This is a genomic window from Micromonospora sp. S-DT3-3-22 (assembly GCF_015354745.1).
In the GTDB taxonomy this organism is placed as follows: domain Bacteria; phylum Actinomycetota; class Actinomycetes; order Mycobacteriales; family Micromonosporaceae; genus Micromonospora; species Micromonospora wenchangensis.
Genome location: NZ_JACGMO010000168.1, coordinates 1 through 12,748, shown reverse-complemented (window position 1 = coordinate 12,748; position 12,748 = coordinate 1). Strand labels below are relative to the sequence as shown.

Sequence of the window (12,748 nt, the reverse complement as noted above, 5' to 3'; positions counted from 1 at the left end):
TTTTCCCTTGTGGACCGTACTCCCGGTGGGTGGGGCCGCCAGGGGCAGCGGCCCGGCGGCCACCGGCCCGGCACCGGCCAGCGCGACCGGTGGGGCGGCTCGGCGACCGGCTGGCGCTCGGCGACGGCGAGGGGCTGGCGGTGCCGGGGGTGACGGAGGGGGTGACCGGGGCGACGGCCGGCCCGCTCCCCCGGGGTGCCCGGGGGGCGGCGGTCGGTGCCACGGTGCCGGTGGTCGGGGCGGGGGCGGGGGTGGTGGTGGCCGGCCGGGCCGGCGCTGACGACCGCTCGGGCTGCGCGGCCTCGTCGACGAAGGGGAGCACCGCGTGCGGGGCGATGCCCCCGGCGAAGCTGACCCCGACCAGCCCGGAGTAGATCAGGACCACCAGCCCCAGGGCGTACGCGAGCCAGCGCAGCCGGGAGTGGCGTCGACCGCTGGGGTCGACGAAGACGGGGACCGGCGGAGGCACGGCGGCGATCAGCGCGGTGGGGCCGTCGGTGCGGTCGAGCAGCACGGTCGGCCCATCGATCACCGTCACGTCATTGATACGATGTGGATCGACAGCCGGCCGACCACCGAGCGCGCCCATGGGCTTCGATTCTTCGAATGGCGCATTTTTCCTGCTCAGCCGGTCGGCAGTCATGGGATGCGAGTTTAGGCACGAGGATCACTCAGCTTCCAGCTCGTCCCACGAATGAGACTCGGGTCGCACCGGCGCGCCCCCGCCGGCGACGGTTCAGGGCGAAGGTCCCGGGCGGGACACGACGTGATCTCCTAGGGTGGTGCCGTGGCCCGCAGCGTCTACCTGACCAGCGTGGGGTCCGGCGGGGGTAAGTCGACCATCGCCCTCGGCCTCGCGGAACTCCTCTCCCGGCAGGTCGAACGGATCGGCGTGTTCCGGCCGCTGGTCTCCGACACCGGCGACGACCCGATCCTCGCCCTGCTGCACGACCGCTACCGGATCGACCTGCCCCAGGCCGACCTGACCGGCACCACGTACGCCGAGGCGGCGGCCCTGGTCGCCGACGGCCGACGGGAGGAGCTGATCTCCCGGATCGTCGAGCGGTACCGGGCGGTGGAACGGCGCTGCCCGGCGGTGATCGTGGTGGGCAGCGACTTCACCGACGGCGGGGACACCGCCGGCCCCCGCGAACTGGCCTTCAACGCCCGGCTGGCCACCGAGTTCGGCAGCGTGGTGGTGCCGGTGGTGGACGGCTTCGGGCAGCAGCCGGAGGCGGTCACGGCGGCGGCGCGCGGGGCGTACCACGATCTGGCCGACCTGGGCGCGACGGTGCTGGCGGTGATCGCCAACCGGGTGACCGCAGCGCTGACCCTGCCCGAGCTGCCGGTCCCCGCGTACGCCATCCCGGAGGTGCCGAGCGTGTCCGCGCCGACGGTGGCCGAGGTGGCGGCGGCGCTCGACGCCACCCTGCTGGCCGGCGACGACGCCGCCCTCGGCCGGGACGTGCTCGACTACGTGGTCGGCGCGGCGCACGTGCCGACCCTGCTCGACCACCTCACCGAGGGGGCGCTGGTGATCACCCCGGGTGACCGGGCCGACCTGCTGGTCGCGGCGAGCACCGCGCACGTCGCCGGGCAGGTGTCGCTGGCCGGTGTGGTGCTCACCCTCGGCGAGCAGCCCGACCCCCGGGCGATGCGCCTGGTCGAACGGCTCAACACCGGCTTCGCCGTGCTCTCGGTGACCAGCGACAGCTACGACACGGTCGAGGCGTCCAGCCACATCGAGGGCCGGCCCGGCCCGGCCAACCCGCGCAAGGTGGAGGCCGCGCTCGGCGCGTTCGAGGGTCACGTCGACACCGTCGACCTGGCCCGCCGGCTGCGGGTCAGCCGCTCCGAGCGGGTCACCCCGCTGATGTTCGAGTACGACCTGATCGACCGGGCCCGCGCCGACCGCCGCCGGCTGGTGCTGCCCGAGGGCACCGACGAGCGCATCCTGCGGGCCACCGAGATCCTGCTCCGCCGGGGGGTGGCCGACCTGACCCTGCTCGGCCGCCCCGACGACGTGGCCCGCCGCACCCGCGAGCTGGGCATCGACCTGACCGGCGCGGACGTGGTCGACCCGGCCGGCAGCCCCTGGCGGGACGCGTTCGCCACCCGGTACGCGGCGTTGCGCGCCCACCGGGGCGTCACCGTCGAGATCGCGCACGACATCGTGGCCCAACCCAACTACTTCGGCACCATGATGGTGGCCACCGGGCACGCCGACGGGATGGTCTCCGGGGCCACCCACACGACGGCGGCCACCATCCGTCCCGCCTTCGAGATCATCCGTACCGTGCCGGGCGTCTCGGTGGCCTCCAGCGTGTTCTTCATGCTGCTCGCCGACCGGGTGCTGGTCTACGGCGACTGCGCGGTCAACCCCGACCCGGACGCCGCCCAGCTCGCCGACATCGCCATCTCGTCGGCCGACACGGCGGCCCGGTTCGGCATCGAACCCCGGGTGGCGATGCTGTCGTACTCGACCGGGGACTCCGGCGCGGGGGTCGACGTGGAGAAGGTCGCCACCGCCACCAAGCTGGTCCGCGAACGCCGGCCCGACCTGCTGGTCGAGGGGCCGATCCAGTACGACGCGGCGATCGACCCGCAGGTCGCGGCGACGAAACTGCCGAGCAGCACGGTCGCCGGCCGGGCCACCGTGTTCATCTTCCCGGACCTCAACACCGGCAACAACACGTACAAGGCGGTGCAGCGGTCGGCGGGGGCGGTGGCCGTCGGCCCGGTCATGCAGGGCCTGCGCCGGCCGGTCAACGACCTGTCCCGGGGCGCGAAGGTCGCCGACATCGTCAACACGGTGGCGATCACCGCCATCCAGGCGGCCGGATCGTCGGAGGAGGGGTCGTGACCGACCGGGTGCTGGTGCTCAACTGCGGATCGTCGTCGGTGAAGTACCGGCTCTACGCCGGGGAGTCGACGGTCGACTCCGGCACCGTGGAGCGGGTCGGCGAGCCGGGCGGCGGGCCGGCCGACCACGCCACCGCCGTCCGGGAGATCCTCGGCCGGCTCGACCTGACCGGGCTGACCGCGGTGGGGCACCGGGTGGTGCACGGCGGCCGGCGGTTCAGCGCGCCGGTCCGGGTCGACGACGCCGTCGTCGCCGCGATCGGGGAACTGGTGCCGCTGGCCCCGCTGCACAACCCGGCCAACCTGGCCGGCATCGCGGTCACCCGGGAACTACTGCCGGACGTCGCCCAGGTGGCGGTCTTCGACACCGCGTTCCACCACACCCTGCCCGAGTCCGCCGCCACGTACGCCATCGACCTGGACACCGCCCGCCGGCACGACATCCGCCGGTACGGCTTCCACGGCACCTCCCACGCGTACGTGTCGCGGCGCACGGCCGAACTGCTCGACCGCCCGTACGACCGGCTGCGCACCATCAGCCTGCACCTGGGCAACGGGGCGAGCGCCTGCGCGGTGGACGGCGGACGCAGCGTGGCCACCTCGATGGGCATGTCGCCACTGGAGGGGCTGGTGATGGGCACCCGCAGCGGTGACCTCGACCCGACGGTCATCTTCCACCTGCGCCGCGAGGGCGGGATGGGCGTCGACGAGATCGACGACCTGCTCAACCACCGCAGCGGGCTGCTCGGTCTCACCGGGGTCAACGACATGCGGGAGGTGCAGTCCCGGCGGGCCGCCGCGGATCCCGCCGCCGTGCTCGCCTTCGACGTCTACTGCCGGCGGATCACCGGCTACGTCGGGGCCTACCACGCGCTGCTGGGCGGGGCGGACGCGATCACCTTCACCGCCGGGGTGGGCGAGCACTCCCCCGAGGTACGGGCCGCCGCCCTGGCCGGGCTCGACCGGCTCGGCATCGCCGTCGACCCGCACCGCAACGCCGGCACCGGCGACCGGGTGATCTCCCCGGCCGGCGCGGAGGTCAGCGTCTGCGTGGTCGGCACCGACGAGGAGCGGGAGATCGCCCGGCAGACCCGGGCGGTGCTGGCCGGGGCGGACCGAGCGGTGGAGCCGGACCGACCGGGGCGGTGACCACCATCGTCCGGACGGCCGGGCCGGACCGGACCGCCGACCACCTACCGTGCAGTCATGGGGGTGAGGCGGCTGTGCGCCGTGGTGCTGGCCGCGCTGCTCGCCGGCTGCGGCCCGGCCACCGCCGCCACCGACCCACCGCCACCACCGCCGGCCCGGCACGCCCCGGAGCAGGCCCTGCCGGTCGCGGTACGCACGGTCACCGTCGACCCGGCCGGACCGCGCCCGCTGCCGGTGACGCTCTGGTACCCGACCGAGCGGGGCCGGGTCGCCCCGGGCCGGTTCCCGGTGGTGCTGCACAGCCACGGCCTGCGCAGCCTCCCCGAGCTGCACGCCGCGCTGGCCACCCGGTGGGCCGCCGCCGGGTTCGTGGTGGCCGCGCCGACCTACCCGTACACCAACCGGCGGGCGGCCCGGTTCAGCCGCGCCGACGTCCGCAACCAGCCCGCCGACGGCTGGCGGGTGATCCGGCACCTGGTCCGGCTGAACGCCCGCGCCGGTGACCCGCTCGCCGGGCACCTGGACGTCGGCCGGTTCGCCGCGACCGGACACTCGGCGGGCGGCTTCACCACGGCCGGCATGTTCACCTCCGGCCACCCGGCCCGGCTGCGCTCCGGCGTGATCATCGCCGGGGGCGGGTTGGCGGGCGCCTTCGCCGGGCCGAGCGCCCCGCTGCTGTTCGTGCACGGCACCGCCGACCCGGTGGTGCCGCTGACCGTCGGCCGGGCCGGCTACCAGCGGGCGTCCGGCCCGAAGGCGTTCCTCAGCGTGCTCGGCCAGGGTCACGGCGAATACCTCACCCCGGGCCGGCCGGGCTTCGACCAGGTGCTCGCCACCGTCACCGACTTCCTCCGCTGGACCCTCTACGACGACCGGGAGGCCGGCCGCCGGCTGCGTGCCGACGCCACCCGCCCCGGGGTCACCACCCTCGACGACCGGTTGGCCGACGCCGGGCCGTAGCCGGCCGGGCAGCCGCCACGGGCGGGCACAATCGTTCTCATGTTCCGTCGTCGTATCCCGGTCCTGCTGACCGCCGCGCTGCTCGCCGCCGGCCTCGTCGGCTGCTCGGCGTCTCCGCCCGCGCGCCCCGCCGCCCCGTCGCCGACGCCGGCGGCCAGCGCCCCGGGGGCCACCCCGCAGGCGTCGCGCATCCCCGCCGGCACCGCGCCGACGCAGGCGTTCGCGGTCGGCGTACGGGAGCTGAGGCTGAACCGGGGCGGCGACCGCCCGCTGCCGGTGACCCTCTGGTACCCGGCCCGGGGCACCGCCGGTGGGGCGGCGCAGCGCGACGCCACCGTGGCGGCCGGACGCTTCCCGGTGGTGGCGTTCAGCCACGGCCTCGACGGGCGGCCGACCGACTACCGGGCGCTGACCACCCGCTGGGCGGCGGCCGGTTTCGTGGTGGCCGCGCCGATGTTCCCGCACACCGGCAAGGGCACCGACGGCAGCGTCCTCGACGTGCTCAACCAGCCCGCCGACGTGTCGTACGTGCTGGACAAGGTGCTGGCGCTGGACGCGAAGGCCGGCGACCCGCTGCGCGGCCGGCTGGCCACCGACCGGGTGGCCGCGGCCGGGCACTCGGCCGGCGGGGTGACCACCATCGGCCTGTTCACCACCGGCCGGGACGAGCGGCTGCGGGCCGGGGTGGTCCTCGCCGGGACGGGGCTGGGCGTGGGCACGGCCTTCGCCGGGGCCGCCGCCCCGCAGCTCTTCGTGCACGGCCGGGCCGACGAGGTGGTCGACTACGCCGCCGGCAAGGCCGTCTACGACGCGGTGCCGTGGCCCAAGGCGATGCTCAGCCTGACCCGGGGCGACCACGGCCGGGCCCTGCTCGGTGACGACACGGCCCTGCGGGTGGTCTCCGACACCACCATCGAGTTCCTCCGCTGGACGCTCTACGGCGACGCGGCGGCCCGGGACCGGTTGCCCGCCTCGGCCGCCCGGGGCGACATCGCCACCCTCGACGACCGTCTCTGAGCCGGCCGAGGGTCAGGCGGTGTGGTCGACCACGACCTTGCCGAAGACCTCGCCGGAGTGCAGCCGGGCGAAGGCGTCGGCCACCCGGCTGAACGGGACCACGCTGTCGACCACCGGGCGTACCTCGTGCTCGGCGCAGAAGGCGAGCAGCTCGGTCAGCTCGTCCGGGGTGCCCATCGAGGTGCCGAGGATCTCCAGCTGCATGGCGAAGACCCGGCGCAGGTTGACCGGCGGCAGGTGACCCGAGGTCGCGCCGGCGACCACGATCCGGGCCATCGGGGCGGCCGACTTCAACGAGTGGTCGAAGGTGGCCGCGCCGACCGTCTCGATCACCACGTCGACCCGCTCCGGCAGCCGGGCGCCGGGTTCCAGCGCGGTCGCCCCCAGCGCGGCGATGCGGTCCCGCTTGGCGGCGTCGCGGCTGGTGGCGTACACCCGCTTGCCCAGTGCCAGGCCGAGCGCGACGGCGGCGGTGGCGACCCCGCCGCCGGCCCCCTGCACCAGCACCGCCTCGCCGTCGGCGATCCGGCCCCGGGTGGTGAGCATCCGCCACGCGGTCGGCAGGCAGGCCGCGTCGGTCGCCGACAGGCCGGTCGGCAGCGGCAGCAGGTTCATCCGGGGTACGGCCACCCGCTCGGCCAGGGTGCCCTGGTAGTGCTCGGAGAGGATGGAGACGCCCCGCGGGTCGCCGGGGGTGGGCAGCACCGGGTAGATGACCACCTCGTTGCCGTCCGGGTCGGTGCCGGCCGCGTCGCAGCCCAGGATCATCGGCAGTTGACCGTCGGCGAGCCCCACCCCGCGCAGCGACCACAGGTCGTGGTGGTTGAGCGAGCTGGCCCGCACCTGCACCGTCACCCAGTCGTCGTCGAGGTGGGCGGGCTCGGGGCGGTCGCCGACGGTGAGCGCGGCGAGCGGGTTGTCGGCGTCGAACCGGGAGGCATAGGCGGCACGCATGATCCGCACCGTAACAGCGGAACGATCGTTCAAGAAGGGTCCGGGCCGGCCGGCCCGGACCCTTCCCACCCGGTCGGGGGCGCGTCGCGCTCCGGTCGGGTGGCGCGCGACGCGTCGGTTCAGGCGCGGGCGACGCCGTCGTGGCGGGCCGCCTGGGCCACCGCCTCCGCCACCGCCGGGGCGACCCGGGGGTCGAGCGGGGACGGCACGATGGCGTCCGGGCTGAGCGACCCGTCGACCACTCCGGCGATCGCGTCGGCGGCGGCCACCTTCATCCCGTCGGTGATCCGGGTGGCCCGCGCGTCCAGCGCGCCCCGGAACACCCCGGGGAAGGCGAGCACGTTGTTGATCTGGTTGGGGTAGTCGCTACGCCCGGTGGCCACCACCGCCACGTGCCGGGCGGCCACCTCCGGGTCCACCTCGGGGGTGGGGTTGGCCAGCGCGAACACGATGCCGCCCGGGGCCATCCCGGCGACCGCCGCCTCGGGGATCCGCCCGCCGGAGACGCCGATCAGCACGTCCGCGCCGCGCAGCGCCTCGGTGACGTCACCGCGCCGGCCCTGCGCGTTGGTGGTCTCGGCGAGATACGCCTTGGTCTCGGTCAGGTCGTCGCGGTGCCGGCCGATGACGCCCCGGGAGTCGCAGACCACCACCTGTTCGGGGTCCACTCCCCCGGCGACGAGCATGTGGGTGACCGCGACCCCGGCCGCGCCGGCCCCGCTGACCGTCACCCGCAGGTCGCCGAGCTTGCGGTGCAGCAGGCTGGCCGCGTTGCGCAACGCGGCCAGCACCACGATCGCGGTGCCGTGCTGGTCGTCGTGGAAGACCGGGATGGGCAGCGCCTCGTCGAGCCGCCGTTCCACCTCGAAGCAGCGCGGGGCGCTGATGTCCTCCAGGTTGATCCCGCCGAACGAGGGGGCGAGGGCCCGGACCGTCGCCACGATCTCGTCGACGTCCTGGGTGTCCAGGCAGATCGGCACCGCGTCGACGCCGGCGAACTGCTTGAACAGCACCGCCTTGCCCTCCATCACCGGCAGCGCGGCGCGCGGGCCGATGTTGCCGAGGCCGAGCACGGCGGAGCCGTCGGTGACGACGGCGACGGTGTGCGACACCCAGGTGTAGTCGTCGACCAGGGCGGGGTCGGCGGCGATCGCCTCGCACACCCGGGCCACCCCCGGGGTGTACGCGAGCGAGAGGTCCTCGCGGCTGGTCAGCGGGACGGTCGAGGCGACGGCGAGCTTGCCGCCGAGGTGCAGTCGGAAGACGGGATCAGCGGGATCCACGGTGGACGCAGACATGGTGACTCCAGGATCTGTCGAGCAGACGGAGCGGCCGGCGCGAGGGCGCGAGGTGAGGCGGAGCGGCGACACGCGGTACGGGGGTCACCCGGGCACCTCCCGAGCATAGTCAGCCCACCGGCACCGGGTTGTGAGGAGGGTCATATCGGTGCGGGGGCCGGCCGGCCGGGGCGGGGCCAGTAGCGGAACACCACCCGGCCCAGCACGTCGGCCACCCCGTACGCCCGGGAGTCGTCGGTGACCAACGTGTTGTCACCGTGCAGCCACCACCCGCCGTCCTGCGGACGCACGGCGCGCTTGACCACCAACAGGTCCGGGCGGCTGCGGAACACGGCCACCACGACGTCGCCGGGGCGGACCGGCCGGCCGCCCCGGCGGACCAGCAGGGCGTCGCCGTGGCGCAGGGTGGGTGACATGGACGGCCCGGTCACGCCGACGGCGGTGAGCGGGGCACGCGACCGAAGGGTGGGACCGGAGCCGCCGACCGTCACAAGGTTTCCCCTCCGCCCCTGCCGGGGACGTCGTCAGGAGTAATGTCGGCTCGGATCATCGCAAACATCCCATGGAGGAACCTGATGCGACTTCCCCGCATCCTTTCGCCCCGTGTGACCGCCAGCGCACACTGTGACCTGCCGTGCGGCGTGTACGACCCGGCGCAGGCCCGGATCGAGGCCGAGTCGGTCAAAATGATCTGCGAGAAGTACCAGGCGAACACGGACCCCGAGTTCCGCACCCGGGCGATCCTGATCAAGGAGCAGCGCGCCGACCTGGTCAAGCACCACCTGTGGGTGCTCTGGACCGACTACTTCAAGCCGCCGCACTTCGAGAAGTACCCGCACCTGCACCAGCTGTTCAACGAGGCCACCAAGGCGGCCGGCGCGGCCGGCGCCAAGGGCGCGACCGACCCGGCCAAGGCCGACGAGCTGCTCCAGAAGATCGACGAGATCTCCAAGATCTTCTGGGAGACCAAGCAGGCGTGACCCTGCCCGCCACGGCACCGACGATCCGGCCGGCGCGTCCTGGGGACGTGCCGGCCATCGTCGCGATGGTGCACGAGTTGGCCGACTACGAGCAGGCCGCCGACCGCTGCGGGCTGACCCCGGCACAGCTCGACACCGCCCTGTTCGGGCCGGCCCCGGCGCTGTTCGGGCACGTCGCGGTGGGCGACGACGACCAGCCGGTCGGCTTCGCGCTGTGGTTCCTCAACTTCTCCACCTGGGCCGGCGTGCACGGCATCTACCTGGAGGACCTGTACGTCCGCCCCGCGTACCGGGGCACCGGCGCCGGCCGGGCGCTGCTCGCCACCCTCGCCGGGATCTGCGTGGAGCGCGGCTACCGGCGGTTGGAGTGGTGGATGCTCGACTGGAATCCGGCCGCCCGGTTCTACGCCTCGATCGGGGCCGAGCCGATGACCGAGTGGGTGCCCTACCGGCTCGACGGGGCGGCCCTGCGCGACCTCGCCGCCGAAGGGGTGACGTCGGCCACGCGCGTGTCCGCCCGGCCGGGTAGAGTCCCGGACCGGGGGGATGAGGCGTGACTCAACTGACCGGCCAGCCAGCGACCGACGACGACGTCGTGCACCTCACCGTGCCCGCCGACGGCGGCTACCTGGGCGTGCTGCGCACCGCCACGGCGGGGCTCGCGGCCCGCCTCCAGTTCGCGCTCGACGAGATCGAGGACCTGCGTATCGCGGTCGACGAGGCGTGCGCGATGCTGCTCGCCATCGCCACCCGCGACGCCGAGTTGGAGTGCCGGTTCTCGGTCACCGAGGACGCGCTGACCGTCGAGGTCACGGTGCCGACCGTGCGCGGCGCGGCCCTACCGGGAGAGTCCTCGTTCGCCTGGAAGGTGCTCACCGCGCTGACCACGGCGGCGGCGGCCGAGTCCACCCAGGGTCGGGCCACCATCTCGCTGCTGACCCGCCGCTCCGCCGGCTACTGACCGGGCCCGCCGGCGTCACCGCGCCCCGCGCGGCGTTGGGTCAGCCGAAGCCCAGGGCGCGGGTGGTGGGCGGGCTGACCAGCAGCGCGCAGACGCCCACCCCGAGCGCCATCAGGGGTACGCCGAGCCAGCCCAGCCCGCCGGAGATCATGAACCAGCCGACCGGCAGCAGCATCAGCTCCAGCACGATCGCCGGGGCACGGGCACCGGCCCGGCGGCGGGCCAGCGCCCCGCCCAACGCCCAGAGCGCGACCGCGCCCGCGATGGCGAACCCGGTCACGAAGAGTGCCGAGACCAGGTCGGTCGTGGTGGCGGTGAGGTCGGCCCAGACCAGCCAGCCGGCGAGCAGCGCCAGGGCGACGGCCTCGCCCCGCAGCAGGCGTACCGCCCAGCGCAGGGTGTCGGGAACCGGCGCGGAGTCGATCGTCACGCGGGCCACGATACCCCCGCCCCATCACGTAAAGTGCCGGCCATGCGGGCCGTCCTGGTGGTCAATCCGAAGGCCACCACCACCAGCGAACGCAGCCGGGACGTGCTGGTCCGGGCGCTGCGCAGCCAAGTAGACCTGTCGGTGCGGTACACCCGACGCCGGGGCCACGCCACCGACCTGGCCCGGGAGGCCGCCCAGGAGGGCGTCGACCTGGTGGTCACCCTGGGTGGCGACGGCACGGTCAACGAGGTGGTCAACGGTCTGATGACCGCCGATCCCCCGACGATCCGCACCGGTGGTTCCCCGGCGGAGCGGCTGCCGGCGCTGGCCACCGTGCCGGGCGGCTCGACGAACGTCTTCGCCCGGGCGCTCGGGCTGCCCCGGGAGTGGGCGGACGGCACCAGCATGATCCTGGAGGCGCTGCGGCTGGGCCGGTCCCGCACGATCGGGCTGGGCCGCGCCGACGACCGCTACTTCACCTTCTGCGCCGGCTTCGGGTTGGACGCGGCGGTGATCCACCGGGTGGAGCAGGCCCGGCGGCGGGGACGGGTCTCCTCACCGTCGCTCTACTTCCGTTCCACCCTGAGTCACTACTTCCTCGGCTCCGACCGGCGGCATCCGGCGATCAGCATGGAGCGGCCGGGCGAGCCGGCCGAGGGCGAGCTGGCGACGGTGATCATCCAGAACACCGCGCCGTGGACGTACCTCGGCGACCGGGAGGTCAACCCGAACCCGGAGGCGTCGTTCGATCTCGGGCTGGACGTGCTGGCGCTCCGTCAGCTCCGCGTCGCCAGCACCACACGGACGGTGACGCAGTTCCTCTCCCGACACCCCGATCCGCACGGCAAGCAGGTGCTCCGATTGCACGATCTGGAGGAGTTCACGCTGGTCTCGGCCCGCCCGCAGGCCTTCCAGCTGGACGGGGACTACCTCGGGGAGCGACACAAAGTCAGATTCACCTCCGTTTCCGGCGCACTGAGAGTAATCTGCTAGGTCTCGGGTAACGCCCTAGGTCGAGCGGTCGGGACACCGCGCGGCGCGGTGGCCGCCACACCGAGGAGGAGTGCCGGAAATGTCAGCAATGTCACGCGGACTGTACTATATTGATCCTCGACTGTGGTACGCCGGGTAACAGGGAAGCCTGGAAACCGGACAAAAGGGTCGTGAGCTTGCTCACCGAGCGGAGTTTTTCCGAGCGTCACCCCTTGACATCGCGTTCGTTCGTGAAAGTATTCACAAGCGAACTTGAGTTACCGGGACATTGCCTGGATATGCTCGGCCGGTTGAGCAGTTCCAGCAGGCCCAGGCGCTAAAAACGAGTCTGCTCACGCATTGCCGAATAGTCGTACGCGAACCGTGACGACCGGCATTGCGGACGGATATAAGAAAAGCACCAGCGTTAACTGCCATCCATCCAGAATGAGGAGTGTTGCCGCCATGGACTGGCGTCACAATGCCGTCTGCCGCGACGAGGACCCGGAGCTGTTCTTCCCGATCGGGACGTCCGGCCCTGCTGTCCTGCAGGTCGAGCAGGCCAAGGCCGTCTGCCGGCGCTGCTCCGTGACCGACCAGTGCCTCCAGTGGGCACTGGAGTCCGGTCAGGACGCCGGCGTCTGGGGCGGGATGAGCGAAGAGGAGCGCCGCGCGGTCAAGCGCCGTGGCGGTCTCCGGGTGCTGCGCGCTCACTCCGCCTGAAAAAACCGATCACACACGCTGTCCGCCCCGGCCGGGTCCGCCCGCCGGGGCGTTCTGCTGCCCGCACACCCGTGATCAGAATTCGTCAATGCATTGTCGCCAGACAATTACTGAGGGTAATGAAAGCGTGAGTGACTCCGGTCACCCGTCACCCGAGGTGTCGACCCGGCGCAGAACCAGGTCCACCAGATCCGGGGAGTCGTTCAACGGGGCGCTGACGGCCACCGCGCCGGCCCGCTCCGCCGCCGCCACCACCGAATCGTGGAACAGCCCCGGCGCGAGGAAGTACGCCACCACCGCCACCTGTCGCGCACCGGCCGCCCGCAGCCGGGTCACCGCCACGTCGGTAAAACCGCCCGGATCCGTAGATCCGGGCGGTGAACAGGCGTTACCGAGCGTCAGGAAGCGGCTGCCTCGGTGTAGTACGCCTCGACCTGTAGCT

The 12,748-nt window shown here is 73.5% G+C and carries 13 protein-coding genes and 2 pseudogenes; 9 read left to right on the top strand and 6 right to left on the bottom strand.

The window, feature by feature from the left end:
* A pseudogene (locus H1A17_RS31245) lies at positions 1-538 on the bottom strand (hypothetical protein); the annotation flags it as partial.
* A gap of 249 nt (positions 539-787) precedes the next feature.
* On the opposite strand from H1A17_RS31245, the gene pta reads away from it, so the two are divergent.
* From pta to H1A17_RS31225, 4 genes are read left to right on the top strand one after another with little or no spacing between them, the layout of a single operon-like run.
* Positions 788-2,863, top strand: coding sequence for a phosphate acetyltransferase (gene pta / locus H1A17_RS31240; RefSeq protein ID WP_194823568.1), 2,076 nt, complete (start codon positions 788-790; stop codon positions 2,861-2,863).
* The gene (locus tag H1A17_RS31235; RefSeq protein WP_194823567.1) at positions 2,860-4,011 is read left to right on the top strand and encodes an acetate/propionate family kinase; all 1,152 of its coding nucleotides are present in this window, start codon (positions 2,860-2,862) and stop codon (positions 4,009-4,011) included. Before pta ends, H1A17_RS31235 begins: the two co-directional genes overlap by 4 nt.
* Before the next feature lie 57 nt (positions 4,012-4,068).
* On the top strand, positions 4,069-4,971 hold the full coding sequence (locus H1A17_RS31230; protein WP_145921522.1) for an alpha/beta hydrolase: 903 nt from the start codon (positions 4,069-4,071) through the stop codon (positions 4,969-4,971).
* 39 nt (positions 4,972-5,010) lie between these two features.
* A complete protein-coding gene (locus tag H1A17_RS31225; protein ID WP_194823566.1) occupies positions 5,011-5,988 on the top strand; it encodes a chlorophyllase in 978 nt (325 codons plus the stop codon).
* A gap of 12 nt (positions 5,989-6,000) precedes the next feature.
* On the opposite strand, the gene H1A17_RS31220 is transcribed toward H1A17_RS31225, so the two are convergent.
* The 3 genes from H1A17_RS31220 to H1A17_RS31210 form a co-directional block, all read right to left on the bottom strand.
* A complete protein-coding gene (locus H1A17_RS31220) occupies positions 6,001-6,951 on the bottom strand; it encodes a zinc-binding dehydrogenase (protein ID WP_194823565.1) in 951 nt (316 codons plus the stop codon).
* A gap of 110 nt (positions 6,952-7,061) precedes the next feature.
* Complete coding sequence (locus H1A17_RS31215) at positions 7,062-8,240, bottom strand: NADP-dependent malic enzyme (protein ID WP_145921525.1); 1,179 nt, start codon at positions 8,238-8,240, stop codon at positions 7,062-7,064.
* 140 nt (positions 8,241-8,380) lie between these two features.
* Complete coding sequence (locus tag H1A17_RS31210; RefSeq protein WP_309236910.1) at positions 8,381-8,731, bottom strand: S24/S26 family peptidase; 351 nt, start codon at positions 8,729-8,731, stop codon at positions 8,381-8,383.
* A gap of 84 nt (positions 8,732-8,815) precedes the next feature.
* Here H1A17_RS31210 and sodN point away from each other — a divergent pair, with 84 nt between their 5' ends.
* Genes sodN through H1A17_RS31195 form a run of 3 tightly spaced genes read left to right on the top strand, consistent with a single transcriptional unit; the run spans position 8,816 to position 10,181 of the window.
* Positions 8,816-9,220, top strand: a complete 405-nt coding sequence (sodN, locus tag H1A17_RS31205; RefSeq protein ID WP_088645999.1) for a superoxide dismutase, Ni — start codon at positions 8,816-8,818, stop codon at positions 9,218-9,220.
* The gene (locus H1A17_RS31200; protein WP_309236909.1) at positions 9,217-9,777 is read left to right on the top strand and encodes a GNAT family N-acetyltransferase; all 561 of its coding nucleotides are present in this window, start codon (positions 9,217-9,219) and stop codon (positions 9,775-9,777) included. Before sodN ends, H1A17_RS31200 begins: the two co-directional genes overlap by 4 nt.
* Positions 9,774-10,181, top strand: a complete 408-nt coding sequence (locus H1A17_RS31195) for an ATP-binding protein (RefSeq protein WP_145921526.1) — start codon at positions 9,774-9,776, stop codon at positions 10,179-10,181. Before H1A17_RS31200 ends, H1A17_RS31195 begins: the two co-directional genes overlap by 4 nt.
* A 40-nt stretch (positions 10,182-10,221) precedes the next feature.
* Here the strand turns inward: H1A17_RS31195 and H1A17_RS31190 are convergent, their stop codons facing one another.
* Positions 10,222-10,611 carry a hypothetical protein gene (locus H1A17_RS31190; protein WP_145921527.1) on the bottom strand — a complete coding sequence of 130 codons (390 nt, stop codon included), beginning with the start codon at positions 10,609-10,611 and terminating at the stop codon, positions 10,222-10,224.
* 42 nt (positions 10,612-10,653) lie between these two features.
* On the opposite strand from H1A17_RS31190, the gene H1A17_RS31185 reads away from it, so the two are divergent.
* Complete coding sequence (locus tag H1A17_RS31185; RefSeq protein WP_145921528.1) at positions 10,654-11,604, top strand: diacylglycerol kinase family protein; 951 nt, start codon at positions 10,654-10,656, stop codon at positions 11,602-11,604.
* A gap of 444 nt (positions 11,605-12,048) precedes the next feature.
* Positions 12,049-12,306: a WhiB family transcriptional regulator gene (locus H1A17_RS31180; protein ID WP_067311984.1), complete on the top strand. Its 258-nt coding sequence runs from the start codon at positions 12,049-12,051 to the stop codon at positions 12,304-12,306.
* Positions 12,307-12,447: 141 nt separating this feature from the next.
* Here the strand turns inward: H1A17_RS31180 and H1A17_RS31175 are convergent.
* Positions 12,448-12,648 (bottom strand): annotated as a pseudogene (locus H1A17_RS31175) (sirohydrochlorin chelatase); the annotation flags it as partial.
* Positions 12,649-12,748: the final 100 nt, after the last annotated feature.